We start from the raw sequence: 23,728 nt of genomic DNA, 5'->3' as shown, positions 1-23,728 counted from the left end.
GATGTCGAAGGACATGTCACCCGAAGAGGCCCGGGCCGCGTTCCGCGGCGGTCTGCGCGCTCCGACCTCGGGATTCAGCGCCGGGTGGACTCAGGCGAACCTGATCTCGCTGCCCCGCGAGCACGCCTACGACTTCCTGCTGTTCGCGCAGCGCAACCCGAAGTCGTGCCCGGTGCTGGACGTGACCGAGCCGGGGGAGACCAGCGCGTCGCTGTTCCGCGGCGACCTGCGCACCGACTTGCCCGCCTACACCGTCTACCGGGACGGCGAACTGGTGGAGGAACGCGCCGAGGTCGCCGACCTGTGGCGGGACGATCTGGTCAGCTTCCTCGTCGGCTGCAGCTTCACCTTCGAAGCCGCGCTGCTGGAAGCGGGCGTTCCCGTGCGGCACATCGAGACCGGCGGCAACGTCCCGATGTACCGGACCTCGCGGCAGTGTCGCCCCGCCGGGCGGCTGTCCGGCCCGCTGGTGGTCTCGATGCGGCCCGTCCCCGCCGACCTCGTCGCCGCCGCCGTGCGCATCACCTCGCGGTACCCGGCCGTGCACGGCGCCCCGGTGCACATCGGCGCACCGGAGGAGCTGGGCATCGCCGACCTCGCCCGCCCCGACTTCGGCGAGGCCGTGGAGATCCGGCCCGGCGAGATCCCGGTCTTCTGGGCCTGCGGGGTCACGCCGCAAGCCGCGGTGATGCACTCCAAGCCGCCGTTCGCGATCGGCCACGCCCCCGGCCACATGGCCATCACCGACGCCCGGGACAGCGACTACCAGGTCCCCTGAACCCGCGGCGGAGGCCGCGGAGCCGGTCCGGACCTGGTGCGATCCTCGTCATGATTGCGACGCTCGCGCCGCGACCGCTGCTTACGGTGGACGGGTGACTTTTCGTGTTCCGCTCCAGGTCCGCAGCTACGAGCTCGACGCTCTCGGCCACGTCAACCACGCCGTGTACCACCAGTACGGCGAGGTGGCGCGGGTCGCGGGTTTCCAGGCGGCCGGGTGCGACTGGCACGGGCTGGTCGCCCAACGCCTGGCGCCGGTCCTGCTGAGCACCACCGTGAACTTCCGGCGCGAGCTGCGCGCCAACGAGCACGTCGAGGCCTCCTGCGAGGCGAAGTTCGGTTCCGGCAAGTCCTTCCACCTCGACACGGTGATCACCAAGGCCGACGGCACGATCTCGGCCGACATCACCTGCGTGCTGGGTCTCATGGACCTCGACGCCCGCAAGCTCGTCGCCGACCCCAAGAGCGAGCTGGAAGCCGTCGGCTTCGACGCCGAAGCGCTGGCTCCCGGCGCCTGACTCCTCAGTGCGCGGCGGTCTCGCGCTCGGCGGTCGTGCGCCGGCCCGGGAGTTCGCAGGCCAGCACGCGGCGGGCCGCGGACGCGGCGATGCCTTCCAGCCGGCGCCAGTCGTCGTAGGGCTCGGCGCGCTCGAGGAGCGGGGCCAGGTTCTCCAGCACGGTGCGGGTCTTCGCGTCAGCGCTCATGGTTCGGCTTCCGATCGGCGGGCTGTTCTCCCACTCCGTTGATCGTCACCGGGATGCCGGGGATTAGCCGGAAGTTGCGCACGCCACGTGAGAGATCACGGCGCCACCGAGCAGATCTCCACCGCGCCACCCCTGCCGGGGATCATCGTGACGTTGCGGTGCACCGGCCGCTCGGGGGAGGACGCGAGCGCGCTGAGGTCGGCCCGGCGGGCGATCTCGCGGGTGAGGATGCGCATCTCCTCCATCGCCAAGGTGGCACCGAGGCAGCGCCGGTCGCCGCCGCCGAACGGGATCCACGTGCTGGAACCGGGTTTCACGCCGACGAACCGATCCGGGTCGAAGCGGAACGGGTCGGCGTAGACGTCCGCGCGGTGGTGCAGCGGGAGCACGCCGATCAGCACCCGCGTCCCCTCGGGCACGACCGAATCGCCGAACCGCCAGTTCGCCATCACCCGCCTGCCCAGCACCGGGATCACCGGCCGCACCCGCATGGCCTCGTGAATCGTGGCGTCGACGTAGCCGCCGTCGTCGTCGGCGCGGGCGGCGTCCCGCAGCCTGCCGTAGGCATCGGGGTGCCGCACCAACCGCTCGAACGCCCAGCCGATGGAGTTCGCGGTCGTCTCGTGGCCCGCGAGCACCAGCGTCAGCAGTTCGTTGCGCAGTTCCGCGTCGGTGAGCGCCGCACCGTCGTCGTCGCGGGCGTCGAGCAGCAGCGACAGGATGTCGTGCCGCTCGCCGGGGACGTGCGCCGCGCGGCGCTCGGCGATCACCGCCAGGATCGCGCGGTCGAGGTGCGCCAGGCCCCACTTCTGCAGCCCCACCGGTTGCGACCTGCGCATCGCCACGAGCTCGCTGACCCGCGCGAGCGGGCTCACCGACAGCGCCAGCATCTGCCGGATGCGCTTGCGCAGCAGCTGCTCGGACTCACCGGAGCGGTAGTCGATGCCGAACACCCCGGACATGATCACTTCCAGCGTGACCTGCTGTGCCGCGTCGGCGAGCCGGATCCGGGACCCGGTCTGCCACCCGTCGATCTCGCGGGTGGTGGCCTCCAGGATCTGCTCGCGGTAGCGGGCGATCGCCTTCCCGTGGAACGGCGGCATCAGAAGCTTGCGCTGCCTGCGGTGCCGGGCGCCGGTCACGGTCAGCACCGACTCGCCGACGATCGGCCGCAGCTGCGACTGCCCGGCCGTGCTCGGCGCCAGCGACGGACCCGCCGTGAACAGCGACTTCACGTGATCCGGGTGCGAGGTGACGACCAGCGGCCGCTTCTCCAGCAGCGTGTCGATGCGGAAGACGTCCCCGTGCCGCCGGACCCCGTCGAACAGCGCGCGCCCCTGGTCGCGAGCGAACCGCACGGTCTGCAGCAGCGGTCCGGAACCGTGCAGCGGCGGCGGCGCGCCGACCTCGTCGGTCGGTCCGGCGGGCGACGGCTCGAACTCCCGGGAGCCTGTCGGCGTCGCGCCCTCCCACCAGTGGCGCCCGTGCTCGCTCGTGGAAGCTGCGGTGGAGGTCGTCATGACCACGACGCTATCGACGAGTGACGGCGGGCACATCGTGCTGCGGGCCCGGTCGCGTCTCCTACCTGAGGAGGAGCCCGCGATCGTTCCGGCGAGAGCGAGCGGCGTTCTAGGCTAGCCCGGATGCGAGGTCTGATCCGCTACGCGAACGGCAGGGCGGCGGCGCTGCCGTTCGGCTACCCGCCCGCCGTCGTGCTGCCCGGGCACGCCTGCCTGGTGGTGGTGTCGGTGGTGGTCGTGGCGCAACGGCTGGCCGCGGACGTCGCGGACTGGACCCTGGTCGGCGGTCTGCTGGCGATCCTGCCCGTGGTGTACCTGCTGGCCGGGCTCCCCGTCCGGAACGGCGAGAGGCCGATCGGCGTGGCCGGGTGCGCGATGGTGGGCACCACGATCCTGCTCCTGCACCCGGTGGTCAACGACCTCGCACCGCTGATCCTGGTGGTCATGCTCGCCGAGTGCGCGGCCGTGACCTCCGGGCGGGTCAGCCTGACGCTCGCGGCGCTGGCCGCGCTGATCCCGACGGTGGCGTCCGTGGTCGGGCACCTCGGCTACGGCCTGCCGTTCTACCTGGTGGCGGTCGCGCTGGGCTGGGCGACGGGATTCATCATCAAGACCCAGCTGCGGCTGTTCCAGCAGGAGAGCGAGACCCAGGCCGAGCGGGCGGCCCAGGCCGCCGACGACGAGCGCCGACGCATCGCCCGCGAGGTGCACGACGTCGTGGCCCACTCCTTGAGCATCACGCTGCTGCACCTCACCGGGGCGAGGCGCGCGTTGCAGGAGGACCGCGACGTCGACGACGCCGTCGAGGCGCTCACCGACGCCGAGCGCCTCGGTCGCCAGGCCGTCGCCGACATCCGCCGCACCGTGGGGCTCCTGGACTCCGAGCCGTCGAAAGTCCGTCCGGAGCCGGGGATCGACGACATCGAGGAACTGGTCACCGACGTCGTGCGCGCAGGTGTGGCGGTGACCTACCGGGTGGAGGGAGACTCCCGGTCCGTCTCCGCCGCAACGGGTCTCGCGCTCTACCGGATCGCCCGCGAAGCCCTGGCCAACGTCGTGAAGCACTCGCCGGGCTCCACTGCGCTGGTGCGGCTGGTCGTCGACGACGGGGTGAGCCTGACCGTGCGCAATGAGCTGCCGAGCGCCGTCGCGGCGGTCGAGGCGGGCAACGGCATCGCCGGGATGCGCCAGCGCGCCGAGCTGCTCGGCGGTCGCCTGGACGCCGGTCCCGAGGGCGGCGAATGGGTGGTGCGCGTGGATTTCGCGGCCGAAGCGCAGGAGACGCTGTCGACACCGGGGGAGGCGCGATGATCAAGGTGCTGCTCGTCGACGACCAGGAGCTCGTCCGCTCGGGACTGCGCCGGATCCTGCGCCGCAAGGACGGTTTCGCGGTGGTCGGGGAGTGCGCGGACGGCGGCGAGGTCGCCTCGGGCGTCGCCGAGCACCGGCCCGACGTGGTCGTGATGGACCTGCGGATGAAGCACGTGGACGGCATCGAGGCGACTCGCGAGCTGCAGCAGGCCGCCGATCCGCCGCCGGTGCTGGTGCTGACCACCTTCGACGACGACCAGCTGCTCTCCGGTGCGTTGCGCGCGGGTGCCAGCGGCTTCCTGCTCAAGGACTCGCCCGCCGAGGAGGTCATCCGCGGGGTCCGCTCGCTCGCGGCCGGGGAGGCGTGCCTGGACCCGGCGGTCACCGGACGCGTGCTCAACGCCTACCGCGCGACGTCCCCGGCCCCGCCCGCCGCTGTCGACCAGCTGACCGCTCGCGAGCACGACGTCCTGGTGCTCATCGGCGGAGGCCGGTCCAACACCGAGATCGCCGCGGAACTGGGCATTTCCGAGGTGACGGTGAAGAGCCACGTCGGCCACATCTTCGTCAAGCTCGGCCTGCGGGACCGAGCCGCCGCCATCGTCTACGCCTTCGATCACCGCCTCGTCACGCCGAGGTAGTGCGCACTCCGGGTCCGGCGGGCGCGACCGGGTGCTGCACGACCAGCGTTCCGCCGCGTGCCCAGGTCCGGAACATCGCGGTGAGCGAGGAGACGCGGCCGAGGCCGACTGGAACTCGCTCCCCGTCGTCGACGGCCTGGTCGAGCGAATCCGCGAGGTCGCCGTGCGAGATCGGGACACCGCGGAGCCGTTCGGCTGACACCCGGGTGAACAGGATGCAGGCATCGCTGCCGGGGAGCGACGGTGCCGGCGGCCTCGATGCCGGGTCGGCTCCGTCGACGCCCGCGAGGTATTCCGGTACGCCGAACCCGGTGTCCGCGTTCTCCCGATCGGTGATGAGCGCGTCGAGGCGGGTGGCGCGGATGATGGCGCGCACGTGCGAGGCGGGGGCGTCGGGATCGAGCGGTACGGCGGCCGCTCCGGCCCGCAGGACCGCGAGGAGGCCCGCGCAGGCCTCCGGCGAGGGGCCTGCCAGCAGTCCGACTCGCCGGGGACGGAGCTCGACCAGCACCGCGCTCAGTCGTTCCGCCTGGTCCCGCAGCTCGGCGTAGGTGACGCGCTGCCCGGCGGATTCCAGCGCGACGCCGCCGGGACACCGCTGCGCGGAGCGTACGAACCACGAGTAGGCGTCACGGGCTCGTCGCCGCTGCTGGTCGGCTCGCAGACGAGCCCCGTCGAGCACCATGCGCCCCCCACGAATTCGGTGTCCGCAGGCCACACCCGGGACTGCGCCGGACGTCGGGAGAAGTCTCGGCGCCACCCCCAGAACCCCGGGTGTGGCCGACCACACCGTGCCGACGCACGCGATGAGTCGGCAACGGGTTTTCGACGAGGCGAAAAGGCGCTGCGCACCCCCGTCAGCGCGGTCGGAACCAGGAGGCGGCCCGGGCCCGGAACTCCTGGGGAGGCAGCGCGCCCGAGCCCTCGGGCAGCGCCGCGAGGACCGGCACGCCGGTGATGCGGGGGAGCTCGGCGAGGTTGCACCGCGCGGCGAGGTCGAGCTCCTCGGGCACGGAACCGAGCACGAGTCCGGTCGGTTGCACGCCTCGTGAGCGCAGCGCCTCGACGGTGAGCTCGGTGTGGTTGAGCGTGCCCAGCCCGACCCGCGTGACGACCAGAACGCGGACCTCGTGGTCGCGGGCGAGAGCGGCGGCGAGATCGGGCAGCGTGCCGCCGGCGGTGTCGAGGCGGACCAGCGCACCGCCCGCGCCCTCGACGATCACCGTGCCGTGGTGCTCGGCGAGCTCGCGGACGCGGGACTCGTGGGCGTCGATCCCGGGGATCTCGACCTCCCGCAGCCGGGCGGCGGTGTCCGGTGCGAGCGGGTCCGCGAGGTGGGTGAACTGGACGACCTCGCAGCCCGCCAGGCCGCGGACCACCTCGACGTCGGGTTCGTCCGCGCCGGTCTGCGTCGGCTTGGCCACCACCACGTCCGGTCCGAGGTGGACCGCGAGAGCGGCTGTGGCGACCGTCTTGCCGACGCCGGTGTCGGTACCGGTCACGAAGGTGATCACGGGTCCTCCCGGTGCTGCTCGACGACGCCCGCCAGCACCTCGACCGCGCGCGCCCAGTCGGCGTCGCAGATCCCGGCCTGGGTGGTGATCCGCAACCGGGCGAGGCCGTCGGGCACCGACGGCGGCCGGAAGCACCCGACCCGCACGCCCTCGTCCCGCGCGGCGGCCTGCGCGGTGAGCGCCACCTGCGGGGACGGCATCGGCACCGACAGCACTGCGCCCGCCGCGCGGTCGATCCCGAGTCGGTCGGCGAGCTGCGCGGCGCGTTGGTGGATGACGCCCGGCAGCTCGGGCCGCTCGCGCAACTCGCGCAGGGCGGCCAGCGCGCCCGCGGCGGGAGCCGGGGCCAGCGCGGTGTCGAAGATGAACGGTCGTGCGCGGTTGACGAGGTGGTCGATCACCGCGGCGGACCCGAGCACCGCACCGCCCATCGCACCGAGCGACTTCGACAACGTCGCCGTCATGACGACCTGCGACGCCTCGCCGAGACCGGCCACGAGCCCCCGCCCGCCGCCGCCGACGACCCCGAGTCCGTGCGCCTCGTCTACCAGGAGCAACGCGCCGTGGTCGGCGCAGACCTCGGCGAGCCGGGGGAGCGGGGCCGCGTCGCCCAGCACCGAGAACACCGACTCGGTCAGCACGATCGCCCGTCGTTCCCCGGCATCGGCGAGCACGGCCCGCACGGCGTCGACGTCGTTGTGCGGCACCACTTCTACCGTCGCCCGCGACAACCGGGCCGCGTCGATCAGCGACGCGTGCACGTGCGCGTCGGAGACGACGAGGGCGTTGCGGTCGGCCAGCGCGGTCACCGCGGACAGGTTCGCGTGATACCCGGTGGACATCACCAGCGCCGAGTCGCGCCCGGTGAAGTCGGCGATCTCGGCCTCCAGCTCGGCGTGCAACGTCGTCGTCCCGGTGACCAGCCGAGACGCACCCGACCCCGCGCCCCACGACAACGCCGCTGCGGACGCGGCCCGGCGGACGTCCGGATGTGCGCTCAACCCCAGGTAGTCGTTGCTCGCGAGGTCCACGACCTGCTCGTCCGCCGAGCGCGGGCGCAACGTTCGCTGCAACCCCGCGCCCTCCCGCGAGTCCCGCTGCTCGGCAAGCCACGCGTCCCAGCTCATCCGGCCTCCACCGCGGCGGCGATGCCCGCGCACAGCGTCGCCACGTCCTCGTCGGTGCACACGTACGGCGGCATCGTGTAGATGAGGTCCCGGAACGGGCGGAGCCAGGCCCCTGCCCGCAGCGCCGCGTCGCTCGCCTTGGCCACGTCCACGGGCTGATCGAGCCGAACCACGCCGACGGCCCCGAGAACCCGGACCTCGGCCGCGTCGATGTCGTGCAGCGCCTGCAGCCCGGTGTTGATCCGCCGGACGTCGTCCTCCCACCGGCCGGTGGCCAGCAGGTCGAGGCTCGCGGAGGCGACCGCGCAGGCCAGCGGGTTGCCCATGAACGTCGGACCGTGCATGAGCACGCCCGAATCGCTGCTGGAGATCCCGCGCGCCACCTCGGCGGTGCACAGCGTCGCCGCCAGCGTCAGGTAGCCGCCGGTCAGCGCCTTGCCCAGGCACAGCACGTCCGGGCTCACCCCGCCAGCCTCCGAGGCGAAAAGCGTTCCGGTGCGGCCGAAACCGGTGGCGATCTCGTCGAACACCAGCACCAGCCCGTGCTCGTCGGCGACCTCCCGGAACACCCGCAGGCACTCCGCCGGGTAGGGGTGCATCCCGCCGGCGCCCTGCAGCAGCGGCTCCACGATCAGGCCTGCCACGGATCCCGCGTGCTCCGCGGCCAGCTCCCGGAAACCGGCTGCCCACGCCTCGACGTCGCCGCCGAGGCCGGGTGGTCGCTCGCCGAAGACCTGCTCCGGCAGGACGCCCGACCACATCGAGTGCATGCCGCCCTCGGGATCGCACACGCTCATGCAGTCGAAGGTGTCGCCGTGATAGCCGCCGCGGACGGTGAGGAACCGCGTGCGCTGGGGGAGGCCCGCGCCGCGCTGGTACTGCAGCGCCATCTTCATCGCGACCTCGACGCTGACCGAGCCGGAGTCGGCCAGGAACACCCGGTCGAGTCCCTCCGGGGTGAGCTCGACCAGCCGCCTGGCCAGTTCGACCGCGGGCTGGTGGGTCAGGCCGCCGAACATCACGTGCGAGAACTCGTCGGCCTGCCTGCGGAGGGCGTCGTCGAGCACGGGGTGGCGGTAGCCGTGGATCGCCGACCACCACGACGCCATCCCGTCGACGACCTCGCCGACGCCGTCGAGGGTGATCCGGCTCCCGGAAGCACCGGTGACCAGCCGCGTCGGCGCCGGATCGTGCATCGACGTGTAGGGGTGCCACAGGTGCTCGCGGTCGAAGGCGAGCAGGTCCGGTGCGCTCATCACGCGTTGGGCAGGACGTCGGTTCCCGCTCCCCGGCGGCGGATCGCGGGGTCGGCGGGCCGCTGCGCGAGCTCCTCGTCGGAACCCAGCACGACGAATCCGCTGTCCCGGATCATCGCCAGGTCCGCTTCGGCCTCCTGGCCCTCGGAGGTGAGGTAGTCGCCGAGGAAGATCGAGTTGGCGACCTGCAGCGCGGTCGGCTGCAAGGAGCGCAGGTGCATCTCGCGGCCCCCGGCGATCCGGATCTCCCGGTCCGGGCAGACCAGCCGCGCCGTGGCCAGGATCTTCAGGCAACGCACGGGGGAGAGCTCCCAGGTGTTCTCGAACGGGGTGCCGTCGAAGGGCATCAGGAAGTTCACCGGGATCGAGTCCGATTCGAGTTCCTTGAGCGCGAACAGCGCCTCGACCAGCTGCTCGTCGGTCTCGCCCAAGCCCGCGATGAGGCCCGAGCACGGCGACAGGCCCGCGGTCTTCGCCTTGGTCACGGTGTCCACGCGGTCGCCGTAGGTGTGGGTCTGGACGATGTTGTCGTGGTTGCTCTCGGCCGTGTTGATGTTGTGGTTGTAGGCGTCCACGCCGGCGTCCTTGAGCCGCTCGGCCTGGCCATCGGACAGCAGGCCCAGGCAGGCGCACACCTCGACGTCCGGGTGCTCGGACTTCAGCGCCCCGACCATCTCGGTGACCTTGTCGATGTCGCGGTGGGACGGCCCGCGGCCGGACGAGACCATGCACACCCGGCTCGCGCCGCCCTGGAGACCGGCTCCCGCTTGCCGCAGCGTCTCGTCCTTGGACAGCCACGAGTACTTCAGGATCGGCGCGCTGGATCCCAGGGCTTGCGAGCAGTAGTTGCAGTTCTCCGGGCACAAACCCGATTTCAGGTTCACCAGGTAGTTGACCTTGACGGTGTTGCCGAAGTGCGCGCGACGCAGCCTGCCCGCCGCCGCCACGAGTGACATCAACTCGGCGTCGTCGGCGCGCAGCGCGGCGAGCGCGTCGTCGGCGGTGGCCGGGGTCCCGGCGAGGACCGCGTCGGCGAGCTGATCGAAGGTGGAGCCCATGCCATCTCCCGGAGTCGACCTGAACAGTGTTCACCTGAACGCCGTTCAGGCTAGACTGGGAGAGGCAGCCGGTCAATTGGAGGTTCAGTGCGCTACCACCGCAGCGATGTCGTGGCTCGGGCCATCACGGTGCTCGACGAGTACGGGCTGGAATCGCTCACCATGCGCCGCCTCGCCTCCGAGCTCGGCGTGCAGGCCAGCGCGCTCTACCACCACGTCCCCAACAAGCAATCCCTGCTGGCGGCCGTGGCCGACGAGATCCTCCAGCGAGGTGCCCGGCCCCGGCGCGCCGAGCGCTGGGACCGCCGGGTGATCGAGGTCTGCGCCGAGCTGCGCGACGCCATGCTGGCCTACCGCGACGGCGCCGAGGTCGTCGTCACCGCCCACACCTTCGGGCTCGGTGCGCGGGAGCCCGCGGCATCGTTGCGCTCGGCGCTGAGCGACGGCGGGCTGCCCGCTGAGCTGGTGGACGTGGGCACCCGCGCGATCCTGCACCTGGTCTTCGGCCACACCGTCGAGGAGCAGACGGCGATGCAGGCGGCCAGCGCCGGTGCCATCGACCGGAACCCCGGCGGTGAGAGTGATTTCGAGCAGAGCCTGGAGCTGCTCCTCGACGGTCTCAGAGCACGGGCATCGGCGGGCTGAGCGTCGTTCGGCCGCTACCGTGACGGGATGGGGTCCTTCAACGCGTCGTGGGATTCGTTGCGCTCGGTCGTGGCAGGTCTTTCCGACGACGACCTGCTGCGGCCGTCCGGGTGCCGAGGCTGGCTGGTCCGCGACCTGGTCTGCCACCTGATCATCGATGCGCAGGACGTCCTGATCACGCTAGCCACGCCGTCGGACGCCGAGCCGACCCGGGACGCGATCACCTACTGGGAGATTTCGAGAACGCCTCCGTCCGGCGATGATCCGCTGGACGCGCTGACCGTCCGGCTGGCCGCGGCCTACCAGGACTCGCGTCTGCTGAAGTTCCACCTGGACGACGTCGGCTCGGCGGCCGGTCGCGCCGCGCAGAGCGCCGACCCGCGAGGGCGGGTGGGTACCAAGGACGAGGTCATCGAGGTCGGCGACTACCTCGACGCCTACGTCGTGGAGTGGACCCTGCACCACCTCGACCTGATCGCGCATCTGCCCCACGTTCCGGGCCCGCCCGCCGACTCGCTCGCCGCATCGCGAGCGGCCCTGGGCGAGATCGTCGGCGGGGCGTTCCCGGATTCCTTCTCCGACGTCGACGCGCTGCTGGTGGGCACCGGCAGGCGCGCCCCGGCGGAAGCCGAGCGGGCAGCGCTGGTCCGGAATCGGGTCAACGCACCCGTCTCGCTGGGTTAGTCGCCGACCGTGCCGTAGTCCGGACGGCCCGCGGCGCGGTAGGTCCGGATCGTCACGCCCTTCGACGTCGTGCGGTTCTCGGTGAGGCTGAGTTCGACGTCGGAGCCCTGGTCGGCGAACAGCCGCATGCCCTGGCCGACGATCACCGGGAAGGTGATGAGCGTGAGCTCGTCGACGAGGTCGTTGGCCAGCAGGAAGCGCACGAGGGTGGCGCTGCCGTGCACCTGGAGCTCGCCGCCCGAGCCTGCCTTGAGGTCGCGGACCGCTGCCGCCACGTCGCCGGTGAGCACCGTGGTGCCCGCCCACTCCGGGTCCACCAGTGTCGTGGAGGGCACGTACTTCGGCAGGGAGTTGAGCTTCGTGGCGATCGGGTTGTCGGGATCGTCCACCTTCGGCCAGTAGGCCGCGAAGATGTCGTAGGTGCGCCGTCCGAGGAGGAAGGCGTCGACCCGCTGGAACGTCCTGTCCATGAACTGGCCGGTCTCGTCGTCGAACAGCGGCGCCAGCCAGCCGCCGCGCTCGAAGCCACCGGTGCGGTCCTCGTCCGGGCCGCCGGGCCCCTGCATCACGCCGTCAACGGACAGGAACGTGGTCACGCTCAGCTTCATCATCGTCGTCCTTCCCCGTAGTCGTCATCGGGTTGGACTGCTCGCGGCGAGCGAACTCATCGGTGCTCAGCCGTGGCGGGGCCGGCGGTGCAGGAGGCGGAAGCGCGACCACTGCGTCTCCGCCGCCTCGATCGAGCGACGGGTGCGTTCGGGATCCACGGCGGAGAGCTGGGCCGCGATGGCCTGAGCCACGGCCAGACCGGGAGCCAGCGAGGGGAAGAACGCGACGCCTTCCGCGGGGATCAGCACGACCTCCTCGGACGCGGCCGTCAGCGCGGGACTGGCCGCGTCGGTGAGCGCGAAGACCCGCGCGCCCCGGGCGTGCGCTTCCTCCGCCGCGGTGACCGTGCTCTGGTACAGCCGCCAGAAGCTGATCGCGATCAGTACGTCACCCGGATCGGTCCGGGACATCGCGTTGGCCAGCTCGGCGTCGTCGTGCACGACGGTCGCCTCGTAGCCGGCGAGCTGCACGTTGTGCCCCAGCGCGGACCCCACCGAGTAGTAGCTGCCGTTGGCCACGATCACGACCCGTCGGGCGCCCGCGATCGCCTCCGCGATGGTGCGGATCACCTGCTCGTCGAGCCGCCGGTTGAGCAGCGCCAGCGAGTCCAGGTCGCGGCGCAACGAGGCGCCGCCCAGCTCGCCCTCGGTGTGCTGCGCGGCGGCGACCTCGGGAGCGCTGAGCGACGAGAGGTAGCGGGCCCGCAGCTCCTGCTGAAGGTCGGACCAGCCGGAGAACCCCAGGGATTGAGCGGTCCGGCTGACCGTGGCGACGTTGACCCCGGCGAGCTCGGCGGTCTCGGCGGCCGAGCTGTAGGACACCCGCCGGGGCCGGGTGAGCAGCACCTGCAGCACCGAAGCGCCCTTGCTGCGCAAACCGCGTTCGGGCACGCGTCCCCGCAACCAGGCCTCGAACCCGTCGGGTTCGGAGCGTGTGGAGGTCATCGGGCTCCTCGTGGTCCGGCTGGCGGGTCCACAGCTTAACGATCCGCAATTCCGCAACAGGCATTGCAGTTCGTCACAACTGCACTATATGTTGCTCGACACTTCGCTCGGCGCTGCGATCCGTCTGGAGGCACCTCGTGTCCCTGCTGGCCCGACTCGACCGGTTACCTCTCAGCCGACCGCACTACGTCCTGCTGCTGCTCGGTGGGCTCGGCTACACCTTCGACGGCATGGACTCCGCCGTGGTGGCGTTCCTGCTGCCCAGCGTGCAGGACGCGTGGGGGCTGACCAACGCCCAGCTCGGCCTGATCGGCTCGGCCACGCCCTTCGGATTCCTGTTCGGGGCGACCTGCGCCGGCCTGCTCGGGGACCGAATCGGTCGCCGCCAGGTCATGATGTGGGCCCTGGCCGTCTACGCGGTCTTCTCGGTGATCGGCGCGTTGTCGCCGAACTACGAGATCTTCCTGGGCGCCCGGGTGCTGGCGGGGTTCGGCGCGGGTGCCGAGAGCGCGATCATCGCGCCGTTCCTGTCCGAGTTCGTGCCCGCTGCCCGGCGAGGCTGGTTCGTGGGTGCCCTCGCGGGGTTCTTCTCCTTCGGCTTCGTCGCCGCCGCGCTGCTCGGCCGGTTCGTGGTGCAACCGGTTCCCGAAGGCTGGCGCTGGGCGCAGGTGATCACCGCCGCGCCGATCGTGATGCTGCTGTGGTGGCGCCGCTCGCTCCCCGAATCACCCCGGTACCTGCTGGCCCACGGCCGCAACGCGGAAGCGGAACGGGTCGTGGTCGGCCTGGAGGAGAAGGTGCGGGCCGCGACCCGGAAACCGCTCCCGCCGATCCCGGAAGCGGTGGTGGACAAGCCGGTGGAGGCGCGCAAGATCGGACTGCTCTCGGCGCTGAAGTACCTGTGGAGCGGGTCCATGGCCAGGCGCACCGCGATCACCTGGCTGATCTGGTTCGTGATCACCTTCTCCTACTACGGGTTCTTCACCTGGATCCCGACGTTGCTGGTGCAGCAGGGGATCACGGTCACCAAGAGCTTCGAGTTCTCGATCATCATCTACCTCGCGCAGGTGCCGGGGTACTTCTCAGCCGCCTGGCTGGGCGAGTTCCTCGATCGCAAGAACACCATCGCCCTCTACCTCGCCGGAGCGGCCGGCAGCGCGTTCTGGATGAGCCAGATGACCGATCCGGTGCTGATCACCGTCGCGGCGGCGGTGCTCTCGTTCTTCCTCAACGGCACCTACGCGGCCGTCTACTCCTACACCCCGGAGGTCTTCCCGACCTGGATCCGCGCGTCCGGAACCGGGCTGTCCAGCGCGTTCGGCCGCGTCGGAAGCATCATCGCACCGTCGGTGATCGGCGTCTCCGCCGCGACGCTGGGCTTCGCGGGGGTTTTCGGCCTCACCACCGCTGTGCTCGCGGTCGGTGTGGCGTGCACGCTGCTGTTCGGGCTGTCCACGGCTGGACGCTCGCTGGAGGACCTCACCGAAACCGAAGGGACGAGGACTGCTTCGCGATGAGGTGGTCCGAAGTGGAGGAACCGAGAACATGACCGCTCTGCTGCTGCGATCCGGCGCGCTGCTCGACGTCGAGACCGGTGAGCAGGCCGAAGGTGACCTGCTGTGCGCCGACGGTCGCATCGTGGAGACCGGGCGCGGGCTGAAGGCCCCGGACGGTGCGCGGACCGTCGATCTCGCCGGCGCGACGGTGCTGCCCGGACTCATCGACGCGCACGTGCACGTCACCGCCGCCACCGCGGACCTGGGCGCGTTGACCAGCTGGTCGCCGTCCTACGCCGCCGCGCACGCCGCCCGGATCATGGGTGGGATGCTCGACCGCGGCTTCACCACAGTCCGCGACGCCTCCGGCGCGGACTTCGGGCTCGCCGACGCGCAGGCCGAAGGGCTCGTTCGCGGGCCGCGGCTCGCCTTCTGCGGAAAGGCGCTGAGCCAGACAGGAGGTCACGGTGACAGCCGCCCGCGCGGTACCCGGATGCACGACGGGCACCAGTGCTGCGCCGGGCTCGGGCGGATCGCCGACGGCGTCGACGCGGTGCGGGCCGCCGCCCGCGACGAGCTGCGCAAGGGCGCCCACCACCTCAAGGTGATGGCCGGGGGAGGGGTCGCCTCACCCACCGACCGCATCGACTCCACCCAGTACTCGATGGACGAATTGCGCGCCGTGGTGCAGGAAGCCGAGGCCGCCAACCGCTATGTCGCGGCGCACGCCTACACGGCGCGCTCGGTCAGCAGGTCGCTGCGCGCCGGGGTCCGCTCCATCGAGCACGGGAACCTCATCGACGAGTCCACGGTGGCCGAGTTCCGCGAGCACGACGCGTTCCTGGTCCCCACGCTGGTCACCTACTGGGCGCTCAAGACCGAAGGGCGGGAGTTCGGGCTGCCCGAGGACAGCTGGCGCAAGGTCGACGAGGTGCTGGGTGCGGGGTTGCAGGCGTTGGAGACCGCGCACCGCGGCGGGGTGAACATCGCCTACGGCACGGACCTGCTCGGCGGGATGCACCGCCACCAGAACGAGGAGTTCCGGATCCGCAGCGAGGTCCAGCCGCCTCTGGAGGTCATCCGCTCCGCGACCAGCGTCGCGGCCGAGCTGCTCGGCATGACAGGTGAGATCGGCACGCTGCGCGTCGGAGCGGCGGCCGACGTCCTGGTCGTCGACGGCGACCCCGTCACCGACATCGCCGCGCTCGCCGAACCCGAGCGCATCCGCCACGTCGTTCAGGGCGGTCAGCTGGTCTGACGGCGTGGACAATGGCGTTGTGATCGCAGCAGCACCACGAGAACCGGTGGAACCACCGCGCATCGTCCGCGAGATCGCCGGCGACAGCCCGGCTCAGGCGGTGTGGGAGAACGAACTCGGCGGCCTGACGTTCCGCATCGACTCCGGGGTCGAGGTGCGGTTCGTGAAGTGGTCGCCACCGGGATTCTCGTTGTCCCCCGAGGTGGAAAGGCTTCGCTGGGCGGCGAAGTACGCCGCGGTTCCTCGCGTGCTCGACCACGGGGCGGACAGCGCCGGGGAGTGGATGGTGACCGTCGGGCTGCCGGGGCTCTCCGCGGTGGACGACCGGTGGATCGCCGAGCCGCGAACGGCGGTGCGCGCGATCGGTTCCGGGCTGCGCGCACTCCACGAGACGGCGCCGACGGCGGACTGCCCCTTCGACTGGTCCGCCGACGTCAGGACGACCGTCGCCCGCCGACGGGCGGCCGCGGGCCGGATCGACCCGGCGGACTGGCCGCCCGAGCTGCCGCGCATGGACGTCGACGACGCGCTCGCCGTCCTAGCCGACGCCCCGCCCGTGGACCGCGCGGTCGTCTGCCACGGCGATGCCTGCGCCCCCAACACGCTCATCGGTGAGGACGGCCGGTTCGCCGGGCACGTCGACCTCGGGGCGCTCGGCGTGGCCGACCGCTGGGCCGACCTCGCCATCGCCACGCTGGCGACCCGCTGGAACTACGGCCCGGGCTGGGAAGAACCGCTGCTCGACGCCTACGGCATCTCCCCGGACCCGGACCGCACGGCCTACTACCGCCTGCTCTGGTACCTCGCGGACTGAGGAGCTCCGGGTCGGTGCATGCGGAACCGCCGCGGCCGGGGGTCAGCCGAAGCCCGGTAGCACCAGCAGGACCCACATCGCCAGCGGTGCCGCTGCGACGATGACACCGCCGTAGATCAGGAGCTTCCGGAAGAAGGCTTCCTTGTCGACGTCCTTGGCGTTGGCCAGCACGATGGCGCCGTTGGTGGAGAAGGGGCTCACGTCGACCACCGTCGCGGCCACCGCGAACGCGGTGATCATGCCGATCGGGCCGACGCTGCCGGTCTGCAGGAACGGCACCGCGAGCGGGATGAGCGCACCCATGATGCCCACCGACGAGGCGAATGCGGACACGATCGCGCCGATGTAGCAGAGCAGCAGAGCCGCGAGCAGCGGAACACCGATGCCCGCCACCGAATGCCCCACGTAGTCGATCGTGCCCATCTTCTCCAGCACGCCGACGTAGGTGAGGACACCGCAGATGAGCAGAACTGTCGGCCAGGCGACCTCACCGGGCGCGGCCTTGCCGGCCTTCGGCGACAGGACGCTGAGCACCACGGCGACGCTCATCGCCACCAGTCCGACGTCCAGCCCGAATCCGAGCGTGGTGACGACCAGCACGGCGAGGCCGGTGAGGGTCAGCGCCCGGTCGCGGTTGAGCCGCAGCTCCTCGGCGGGCTCGTCGTCGGAGGTCTCCGCGACCCCGCCGGAGCCGGTCGTGACGAGTTGCTTGTCCTCGGAGGCCCGGCGCAGCCGCACGCCGCCGAACACCACGAACACCACACCGGCGATCACCGCGTTGGCCGCGAAACTGCCCAGGAACAGCACCATCGGACTGCCGGGCAGTCCGCTGTTGGCCACGACCTCGTTCACGATGCTGCCGTAGATGCTGATCGGGGAGAACCCACCGGCTTGCGTGCCGTGCACGACCATCGCGCCCATGAGCAGCGGGTTGATCCGGTACTGCGCGGCGAGGTTCAGCGCGATCGGGGCGACGATCGCCACGGCGGCCGGGCTCACCGCGCCGATGGCGGTCAGCGCCGCGCCGATGCCGAACATGACCCACGGGATCAACGCGATCCGGCCACCCACCAGCCGCACCGCGCGCTGTACGACCCAGTCGGTCGTGCCGTTCGCCCGGGCGATCGCGAACAGGAACGTCACGCCCACCAGGACCACGAACAGGTCTCCGGGGAAGCCGTCGAAGATGTCGTCTTCGGACAGCCCGCCGAACACGGTCGCCACCAGGAACGCGGCTGCGAAGCACAGCACGCCCATGTTCACCGACAGCGTCGTGGCGATGACGAACGCGGCGACCAGCACCAGGATCGATATGACTTCGGGCGGCACCTTTGCCTCCTTGCCTGCGCGGCCCGCGCACCACGACGGGGGTGTGGTGCGCGGCACAGTGGCTCACTGGCTCAGCCACTTTCCGTGAAACGACGCGCGAAGTCAAGACCGAACTGGTCAACTGGCTCAGCCAGTTCTGGGGCGGCGGTTGTGGGTCCTCACGCCGAGTGCGTGGGCGGACCTCGGTACGAGCACCGGAGCGGCACCGTCAGCGCCAGCCGAGCTCCGGGGCCACGTGCCGGAGGACGCTGTCGATGACGTGAGCGTTGTACTCCACGCCCAACTGGTTGGGGACCGTGAGCAGGAGGGTGTCGGCCGCGGCGATCGCCTCGTCCTCGGCCAGCTGCTTGACCAGCACGTTCGGCTCCGCCGCGTAGGAGCGGCCGAAGATCGCCCGGGTGGTGGCGTCGATGTGGCCGATCTTGTCCTCGGTGTTGTCGTCGTCGCCGAAGTACATGTCGTCGAGGTCGTTGACGATGGCGAAGATGCTCCGGCTGACCGAAACCCTGGGCTCGCCCTCGTGCCCCTCCGCGCGCCACGCCTCGCGGAACTCCTCGATCTGCTTGCGCTGCTGGACGTGCAGAGGTTCGCCGCTCTCGTCGTCCTTGAGCGTCGAGCTCTGCAGGTTCATCCCCAGCTTCGCCGCCCACCTGGCCGTCGCGTTGGAGCTCGATCCCCACCAGATGCGATCGCGCAGGCCCGGCGCGTGCGGCTCGACGCGCAGCAGCCCGGGTGGGTTGGGGAACATCGGCCGCGGGTTGGGCTGCGCGAAGCCCTCGCCTTTGAGCACCTGGAGCAGCACCTCGGTGTGGGTGCGGGCCATGTCCGCATCGGTCTGGCCCTCCGGTGGCTGGTGGCCGAAGTAGCGCCAGCCGTCGATGACCTGCTCCGGTGAACCGCGGCTGATGCCGAGCTGCAGCCTGCCGTCGGAGATGAGGTCGGCGGCGCCGGCGTCCTCGGCCATGTAGAGGGGGTTCTCGTAACGCATGTCGATCACGCCGGTGCCGATCTCGATCCGGCTGGTCCGGGCGCCGATCGCCGCCAGCAGCGGGAACGGTGACCCGTGCTGCCGGGCGAAGTGGTGCACGCGGAAGTACGCGCCGTCGGCGCCGAGCTCCTCCGCGGCGACGGAGAGGTCGATCGCCTGGTGCAGCGCGTCCGAGGCCGAGCGGGTCTGCGAGTGCGGCGAGGCCGACCAGTGCCCGAACGACAGGAAACCGATCTTTTTCACATCAGGTTCAACGCGGGCCGACCGGTTTTGTTTCCCGGTTCGCATCCGGCCGGCTCCGGTCGAACGGCTTCATCAGGAACTTGTGCGCCGGTTGTTCGACCACGCGGGTGAGCATCCAGCCCAGGAGCGTGCCGGTCACGAGCATCGCCAGGGTCTGGGTGACGGTGTCGGCGCCCGCGTCCTGCAGCTTGCGGAGGACGATGTAGCCGATGCCCTGGTGCATCAGGAACGTGCCGTAGGAGATGCCGGCGAACCAGCTGATCGCGCGCCTGGCGGGCTGCGGCATCGTCATGTCGGGGCTGCGCGCGACCAGGGCGATGACGCACATGCCGATGGCCACGCCGATCGACGAACCGGTGTCGCCCAGCAGGCCCTCGGGCGTGCGGGTGTAGTTGTGCAGCTCCTGCGCGGCCATGCAGAGCCCCAGCAGGGCGGCGAAGTGCGGGGTGCTCAGCCGCTTCACCGACCAGAGCCAGATCACCACACCCGCCACGAACAGGTGCCAGCGGTGCATTCCCAGCCCGTCGACCACGGTCCGGTAGGTCTCGTCGACCGGGTCGGCGACTCGAAGTGGCCACTGCGCCACCGGCAGCAGCACCGCGGTCCACAGCACGATCAGGATCCGGCGGCCGTGTCCCAACCAGCTCCGGTAGAGCAGGGCGGCGACGGTGAAACCCATCAGCTGCAGTGGCACGGTCCAGTGCGACCCGTCGATGAACAGGTAGAACTGGGGCTTCCAGTGCCACAGCATCAGGAGGTTGGCCCGCAGGTCCTCGGGAAGCGGGTAGAAATAGCCTTCGATCGGGAACGCCCGCAGCACCGAGTAGCTGATCAGCACCGCCGCCAGGAACGACGGCAGGAGCCGGGCAACCCGGCCCCACCAGTAGCGCAGCATGGTCCCGCGGCGGATCGTCACGCACACGAAGTAGGCGGAGACGACGAGCAGCAGGCTCGCTCCGACCTGGTACGGGAACGTGAAGGTCCGCGGCTCAAGCTCCGGGTGGAGGAAGACGCTCAGACTCGTGGAGTGATAGAGCATCACCAGCACCACGCAACCGGCACGAACAAGATCCCAGCTGATCTTCCGGCGGCTCTTCTTCGTACCGCCGGGTCCGGCTGTCGTCACCCTTGTTGCTCTTCCTCTGCGTCAGTTCCCGAACAAGCCTCACCCATGCGGGCGACTTCTCGCCATCGGGGCTGACACCCATTTTTGGTGCGCACGACCCGTATGGGTGTTCGACTCACCGGCGGTGGTCGAATGAGCGCTGAGGAGGAGGTGCTGGACGTGTCGTTGTTCTGGCGGGTGTTCCTGCTCAACGCCGCCGTGCTCACGGGCGCCACGGCGTTGCTGGTGCTCAGCCCTGCGACGGTGTCCACGCCTGTGCTGCCCGCGGAGGGTCTGATCCTGGTCGCGGGACTCGGCGCGATGCTCGTCGCCAACGCGGTGCTGCTGCGCATCGGGTTCCTGCCGCTGCGGCGGCTGACCCGGGCGATGACCACCATCGACCTGCTGCGGCCGGGGATGCGTCCGCCGGTGTCCGGGCACGGCGGGATAGCGGACCTGATCATGGCGTTCAACTCGATGCTGGACCGGCTGGAGTTCGAGCGCGCGACCAGCAACGCCCGGGCGCTGTCGGCTCAGGAGGCGGAGCGGCGCCGCATCGCCCGCGAGCTCCACGACGAGGTCGGGCAGAGCCTGACCGCGGTGCTGCTCGAGCTGCGCAGGGTCGCCGACGACGCCCCGGAGGCCGTCTCCGCGGTGTTGCACGACGTGCAGGAGACCACCCGCGACAGCCTCGACGAGATCCGTCGCATCGCGCGGCGGCTGCGCCCCGGGGTGCTGGAGGACCTCGGTCTGGCCAGCGCGCTCAAGTCTCTGGCGGGTGAGGGGCACGGCGTGTCCACCGGGTGCCGGATCGAGGGCGAGCTGCCGGAGCTGGGGGAGGAGGTGGAGCTCGTGATCTACCGGGTCGCGCAGGAGAGCATCACCAACGCCGTCCGCCACGCGGGCGCGACGCGCATCAACGTGCTGGTGCGCTCCGACGCCGCGAAGGTCCGGTTGCGGGTGCGCGACGACGGCGTCGGCATCGGCGACGCCCCGGAGGGCGCGGGCATCCGCGGCATGCGCGAGCGCGCGCTGCTGGCCGGCGCCGCTCTCGCGGTCGAGCCCGGCCCGGAAGGCGGAACGGAAGTCCGGCTCGACGTGCCGATCACGAGCGGGAGCGAGCGATGAGGAGCACGACGCGCATCCTGCTCGCCGACGATCACGTGCTCGTCCGCCGTGGGGTACGACTCATCCTGGACAACGAACCCGATCTGTCGGTCGTCGCCGAGGCCGGTGACGGTGCCGAAGCGGTCGAGCTCGCCCACGTCGAGCAACCCGACCTGGCGATCCTCGACATCGCGATGCCCCGGATGACCGGGTTGCAGGCGGCCCGCCAGCTCACCAGGCTGCTGCCGGACCTGCGCATCCTGATTCTGACGATGTACGACAACGAGCAGTACCTCTTCGAGGCGCTCAAGTCGGGGGCCTCCGGCTACGTGCTCAAGTCCGTCGCCGACCGCGACCTGGTGGAAGCCTGCCGCGCGGCGGTGCGCGGCGAACCGTTCCTGTACCCGGGCGCGGTTACCTCGCTGATCCGCAGCTACCTCGACCGCGCGGGTCAGGGCGAGGCCGTTCCGGAGCGCGCCATCACCGATCGGGAGGAGGAAATCCTGAAGCTCGTGGCCGAGGGGCATTCCTCCAAGGAGATCGCGGACCTGCTGGTGATCAGCATCAAGACGGTCGAGCGGCACCGCTCCAACCTCATGGCGAAGCTGGGCATGAAGGACCGGCTGGAACTCACCCGCTACGCGATCAGGGCCGGCCTCATCGAACCGTGAGCGCCGGACTCGGAAATTCGGGAATTTTGTTCATGAAAGGACTTTCGGTGGCGAAAGGTCGAGCTGCGTCGCTCTGAAGTGGTCAACGCGGATAGCTCATCCGGGTTAAACACCGACAAAACGCCCCCGGCCTCGTCGAGGTTCCATGATCATGCGGTACTACCGAACGTGGAAAACCGCATGACAGAAGGAGTTCAGGAATCGTGACCACTCGACCGAAGATACTGGCGATCTACTTCCTGCTGGCCTACCGCTTCAGCGCGGCCGCGGGGCGAGCGGCGGTGCACCCGTACGCCGAGGCCGCCAAGGCGACTCGTCGGGAAGGTTGAAATAGCCTTCCTCACAACGATTTCGGTTCGCCAGCAGCTGCTCTGGCGTAGCGGTCGGCGAGTTGGGCGCAGGCCGATCTGAGTTCCGGCGGTCCGATCACTTCCACGTCCGCGTCGTACTTCCCGATCTCTGCTGCGAGCGCTCGCCAGGACCACGATCCCGAGACGAGCTTGCAGCGGCCGTCGGTGAGTTCTTCGACCACGCCGTCGTAGGTGTAGCGGGAGACCGTCGCGGCGGGCAGGTCGAGGATGACCTCGCCTCGGCAGGGCCAGTTCTCCGCGCCTTGGAACCTGTTGCGGATGAAGGTGGCCGCATCCCCGCAGGGAAGTTCCCGCCGGGTGAAGCGCGGGCCGGTCGGGACGCGCGGGGTGATCCGGTCGGCGCGGAAGGTGCGCCAGTCATCGCGGTCCAGGTCCCAGGCGATGAGGTACCAGCGGCCGCCCCAGGTGATCAGGTGGTGCGGCTGCACCCGGCGCGGGTCGGCCGAACCGGCGTAGCCGAACCGGAGTTCTTCGCGCGCGTGCACCGCGCCGCTCAGCGTCATCAGGACGTCGCTGCCCACCCGCTGGGCCGAGCTGCGCTCGACGGCCGTGACCTGAACCGCGTCGATGCGGTGCCGCAGTCGTGACGGCATCACCTGGCGAACCGTGGTCAGCGCACGAGCGGCGTTCTCCTCGATGCCCGCGCCGGCGGTGGTGGCGATGCGCAGCGCGATGGCCAGCGCGACCGCCTGCTCGTCGTCGAACAGCAGCGGAGGCAGGTCGCTGCCCGCTTCCAGCCGGTAGCCGCCGTCCGGGCCTTTGACCGTCGAGATCGGGTAGCCGAGCTCGCGCAGACGGTCGACGTCGCGCCGGACCGTGCGGTCGCTGACCTCCAAGCGCTCGGCCAGCAAGGATCCGGGCCAATCGCGCCGTGCCTGGAGCAGCGACAGCATGGCCAGCAGCCGGGCAGAGGTCTTCCGCATGAACTCCATACTGCCCGCGGTAGCGGACAGCTCCTGACCGCTACCGGTGCCATCCTTCTTCCATGCCCATCACCGATAACGCACTCGACGTCGAGAAGCGCGACCTGCTCACCGAGCTCGCCACCCTGCGCGGCCAGCTGCTCACCAGCGTGCGGGGGCTCAGCGACGAGCAGCTGGGCCAGCGCCCGACCGCCAGCGCGCTGTGCCTAGGCGGGATCGTCAAGCACGTCGCCAACACCGAGAACTCGTGGCTGAGGTTCGTGCTGGAAGGTCCTTCAGCGATGACCTTCGCACTGCCGGACGGTGTCACCTGGGATGACATCGAGGCGGGCACGGCCCGCGAGTACCCGCAGTGGATCATCGATCGGACCGAGGAGTTCCAGATGCTCCCCGGCGACACCCTCGACGGGATCGTCGCGCACTACGAGCAGGTCGCCGCGCGCACCGAGCAGATCGTCACCGAACTGCCCGACCTGCTGATCACGCACCCGGTTCCCGATGCTCCGTGGAACGAACCGGGCACGGAGCTCAGCGCGCGGCGCGTGCTGCTGCACGTGATCTCCGAAACCGCCCAGCACGCCGGGCACGCGGACATCATCCGCGAGACCATCGACGGCCAGAAGACCACCTGA

General features: G+C 70.8%; 26 protein-coding genes. 13 read left to right on the top strand and 13 right to left on the bottom strand.

Annotation, left to right across the window (positions count from 1 at the left end; all coding sequences use genetic code 11):
• Window position 1: 1 nt before the first annotated feature.
• Together ACYVF3_RS28375 and ACYVF3_RS28370 are read left to right on the top strand one after the other, a co-directional pair.
• The gene (locus ACYVF3_RS28375; RefSeq protein WP_461157334.1) at window positions 2–778 is read left to right on the top strand and encodes a putative hydro-lyase; all 777 of its coding nucleotides are present in this window, start codon (window positions 2–4) and stop codon (window positions 776–778) included.
• A gap of 94 nt (window positions 779–872) precedes the next feature.
• The gene (locus ACYVF3_RS28370) at window positions 873–1,295 is read left to right on the top strand and encodes an acyl-CoA thioesterase (RefSeq protein ID WP_461157333.1); all 423 of its coding nucleotides are present in this window, start codon (window positions 873–875) and stop codon (window positions 1,293–1,295) included.
• Between the two features lie 4 nt (window positions 1,296–1,299).
• Here the strand turns inward: ACYVF3_RS28370 and ACYVF3_RS28365 are convergent, their stop codons facing one another.
• A complete protein-coding gene (locus ACYVF3_RS28365; RefSeq protein ID WP_461157332.1) occupies window positions 1,300–1,482 on the bottom strand; it encodes a hypothetical protein in 183 nt (60 codons plus the stop codon).
• A gap of 95 nt (window positions 1,483–1,577) precedes the next feature.
• Window positions 1,578–3,002: a cytochrome P450 gene (locus ACYVF3_RS28360; protein ID WP_461157331.1), complete on the bottom strand. Its 1,425-nt coding sequence runs from the start codon at window positions 3,000–3,002 to the stop codon at window positions 1,578–1,580.
• A 123-nt stretch (window positions 3,003–3,125) separates the two neighbouring features.
• On the opposite strand from ACYVF3_RS28360, the gene ACYVF3_RS28355 reads away from it, so the two are divergent.
• Together ACYVF3_RS28355 and ACYVF3_RS28350 are read left to right on the top strand one after the other, a co-directional pair.
• Window positions 3,126–4,313: a sensor histidine kinase gene (locus tag ACYVF3_RS28355; RefSeq protein ID WP_461157330.1), complete on the top strand. Its 1,188-nt coding sequence runs from the start codon at window positions 3,126–3,128 to the stop codon at window positions 4,311–4,313.
• Window positions 4,310–4,954 (top strand): response regulator, encoded by a 645-nt coding sequence (locus tag ACYVF3_RS28350; RefSeq protein WP_461157329.1) that lies wholly within the window; start codon window positions 4,310–4,312, stop codon window positions 4,952–4,954. The genes ACYVF3_RS28355 and ACYVF3_RS28350 overlap by 4 nt, the downstream gene beginning before the upstream one ends.
• On the opposite strand, the gene ACYVF3_RS28345 is transcribed toward ACYVF3_RS28350, so the two are convergent.
• The 5 genes from ACYVF3_RS28345 to bioB form a co-directional block, all read right to left on the bottom strand.
• Window positions 4,941–5,639: an AMP-binding protein gene (locus ACYVF3_RS28345; RefSeq protein WP_461157328.1), complete on the bottom strand. Its 699-nt coding sequence runs from the start codon at window positions 5,637–5,639 to the stop codon at window positions 4,941–4,943. The genes ACYVF3_RS28350 and ACYVF3_RS28345 overlap by 14 nt on opposite strands.
• Window positions 5,640–5,811: 172 nt before the next feature.
• Window positions 5,812–6,468 carry a dethiobiotin synthase gene (gene bioD / locus ACYVF3_RS28340; protein ID WP_461157327.1) on the bottom strand — a complete coding sequence of 219 codons (657 nt, stop codon included), beginning with the start codon at window positions 6,466–6,468 and terminating at the stop codon, window positions 5,812–5,814.
• Window positions 6,465–7,595 (bottom strand): 8-amino-7-oxononanoate synthase, encoded by a 1,131-nt coding sequence (locus ACYVF3_RS28335; protein WP_461157326.1) that lies wholly within the window; start codon window positions 7,593–7,595, stop codon window positions 6,465–6,467. Before ACYVF3_RS28335 ends, bioD begins: the two co-directional genes overlap by 4 nt.
• Window positions 7,592–8,851, bottom strand: coding sequence for an adenosylmethionine--8-amino-7-oxononanoate transaminase (locus ACYVF3_RS28330; RefSeq protein ID WP_461157325.1), 1,260 nt, complete (start codon window positions 8,849–8,851; stop codon window positions 7,592–7,594). The genes ACYVF3_RS28335 and ACYVF3_RS28330 overlap by 4 nt, the downstream gene beginning before the upstream one ends.
• Complete coding sequence (bioB, locus tag ACYVF3_RS28325; protein WP_461157324.1) at window positions 8,851–9,909, bottom strand: biotin synthase BioB; 1,059 nt, start codon at window positions 9,907–9,909, stop codon at window positions 8,851–8,853. The genes ACYVF3_RS28330 and bioB overlap by 1 nt, the downstream gene beginning before the upstream one ends.
• Before the next feature lie 87 nt (window positions 9,910–9,996).
• Between bioB and ACYVF3_RS28320 the strand changes: the two genes are divergently transcribed.
• Together ACYVF3_RS28320 and ACYVF3_RS28315 are read left to right on the top strand one after the other, a co-directional pair.
• A complete protein-coding gene (locus ACYVF3_RS28320) occupies window positions 9,997–10,554 on the top strand; it encodes a TetR/AcrR family transcriptional regulator C-terminal domain-containing protein (protein ID WP_461157323.1) in 558 nt (185 codons plus the stop codon).
• A gap of 27 nt (window positions 10,555–10,581) precedes the next feature.
• Window positions 10,582–11,238: a maleylpyruvate isomerase N-terminal domain-containing protein gene (locus ACYVF3_RS28315; RefSeq protein ID WP_461157322.1), complete on the top strand. Its 657-nt coding sequence runs from the start codon at window positions 10,582–10,584 to the stop codon at window positions 11,236–11,238.
• On the opposite strand, the gene ACYVF3_RS28310 is transcribed toward ACYVF3_RS28315, so the two are convergent.
• Window positions 11,235–11,846 (bottom strand): dihydrofolate reductase family protein, encoded by a 612-nt coding sequence (locus tag ACYVF3_RS28310; RefSeq protein WP_461157556.1) that lies wholly within the window; start codon window positions 11,844–11,846, stop codon window positions 11,235–11,237. The genes ACYVF3_RS28315 and ACYVF3_RS28310 overlap by 4 nt on opposite strands.
• Before the next feature lie 66 nt (window positions 11,847–11,912).
• A complete protein-coding gene (locus ACYVF3_RS28305; protein WP_461157321.1) occupies window positions 11,913–12,791 on the bottom strand; it encodes a MurR/RpiR family transcriptional regulator in 879 nt (292 codons plus the stop codon).
• Window positions 12,792–12,928: 137 nt separating this feature from the next.
• On the opposite strand from ACYVF3_RS28305, the gene ACYVF3_RS28300 reads away from it, so the two are divergent.
• From ACYVF3_RS28300 to ACYVF3_RS28290, 3 genes are read left to right on the top strand one after another with little or no spacing between them, the layout of a single operon-like run.
• Window positions 12,929–14,308, top strand: coding sequence for an MFS transporter (locus ACYVF3_RS28300; RefSeq protein ID WP_461157320.1), 1,380 nt, complete (start codon window positions 12,929–12,931; stop codon window positions 14,306–14,308).
• A 28-nt stretch (window positions 14,309–14,336) separates the two neighbouring features.
• Window positions 14,337–15,545 (top strand): metal-dependent hydrolase family protein, encoded by a 1,209-nt coding sequence (locus tag ACYVF3_RS28295; RefSeq protein ID WP_461157319.1) that lies wholly within the window; start codon window positions 14,337–14,339, stop codon window positions 15,543–15,545.
• Window positions 15,546–15,564: 19 nt separating this feature from the next.
• The gene (locus tag ACYVF3_RS28290) at window positions 15,565–16,359 is read left to right on the top strand and encodes a phosphotransferase (protein ID WP_461157318.1); all 795 of its coding nucleotides are present in this window, start codon (window positions 15,565–15,567) and stop codon (window positions 16,357–16,359) included.
• Window positions 16,360–16,401: 42 nt separating this feature from the next.
• Here ACYVF3_RS28290 and ACYVF3_RS28285 read toward each other — a convergent pair whose 3' ends face one another.
• From ACYVF3_RS28285 to ACYVF3_RS28275, 3 genes are all read right to left on the bottom strand, one after another.
• On the bottom strand, window positions 16,402–17,688 hold the full coding sequence (locus ACYVF3_RS28285; RefSeq protein ID WP_461157317.1) for an SLC13 family permease: 1,287 nt from the start codon (window positions 17,686–17,688) through the stop codon (window positions 16,402–16,404).
• A 208-nt stretch (window positions 17,689–17,896) separates the two neighbouring features.
• Window positions 17,897–18,919 (bottom strand): LLM class flavin-dependent oxidoreductase, encoded by a 1,023-nt coding sequence (locus ACYVF3_RS28280; protein WP_461157316.1) that lies wholly within the window; start codon window positions 18,917–18,919, stop codon window positions 17,897–17,899.
• 7 nt (window positions 18,920–18,926) lie between these two features.
• A complete protein-coding gene (locus ACYVF3_RS28275) occupies window positions 18,927–20,045 on the bottom strand; it encodes an acyltransferase family protein (RefSeq protein WP_461157315.1) in 1,119 nt (372 codons plus the stop codon).
• Window positions 20,046–20,177: 132 nt separating this feature from the next.
• Between ACYVF3_RS28275 and ACYVF3_RS28270 the strand changes: the two genes are divergently transcribed.
• The 3 genes from ACYVF3_RS28270 (at window position 20,178) to ACYVF3_RS28260 (ending at window position 22,131) form a co-directional block, all read left to right on the top strand.
• Entirely contained in the window at window positions 20,178–21,152 is a 975-nt protein-coding gene (locus ACYVF3_RS28270; protein ID WP_461157314.1) for a HAMP domain-containing sensor histidine kinase, read from the top strand.
• Window positions 21,149–21,802, top strand: a complete 654-nt coding sequence (locus tag ACYVF3_RS28265; RefSeq protein ID WP_461157313.1) for a response regulator — start codon at window positions 21,149–21,151, stop codon at window positions 21,800–21,802. Before ACYVF3_RS28270 ends, ACYVF3_RS28265 begins: the two co-directional genes overlap by 4 nt.
• Window positions 21,803–22,005: 203 nt before the next feature.
• Window positions 22,006–22,131 carry a hypothetical protein gene (locus tag ACYVF3_RS28260; RefSeq protein ID WP_461157312.1) on the top strand — a complete coding sequence of 42 codons (126 nt, stop codon included), beginning with the start codon at window positions 22,006–22,008 and terminating at the stop codon, window positions 22,129–22,131.
• 11 nt (window positions 22,132–22,142) lie between these two features.
• On the opposite strand, the gene ACYVF3_RS28255 is transcribed toward ACYVF3_RS28260, so the two are convergent.
• Complete coding sequence (locus ACYVF3_RS28255; RefSeq protein ID WP_461157311.1) at window positions 22,143–23,096, bottom strand: helix-turn-helix transcriptional regulator; 954 nt, start codon at window positions 23,094–23,096, stop codon at window positions 22,143–22,145.
• A 62-nt stretch (window positions 23,097–23,158) separates the two neighbouring features.
• On the opposite strand from ACYVF3_RS28255, the gene ACYVF3_RS28250 reads away from it, so the two are divergent.
• Window positions 23,159–23,728, top strand: coding sequence for a DinB family protein (locus ACYVF3_RS28250; protein WP_461157310.1), 570 nt, complete (start codon window positions 23,159–23,161; stop codon window positions 23,726–23,728).

Source organism: Saccharopolyspora tripterygii (assembly GCF_054778355.1).
The sequence above is the reverse complement of the archived record's forward strand: the minus strand, read 5'-3'. Positions and strand labels throughout refer to the sequence as shown.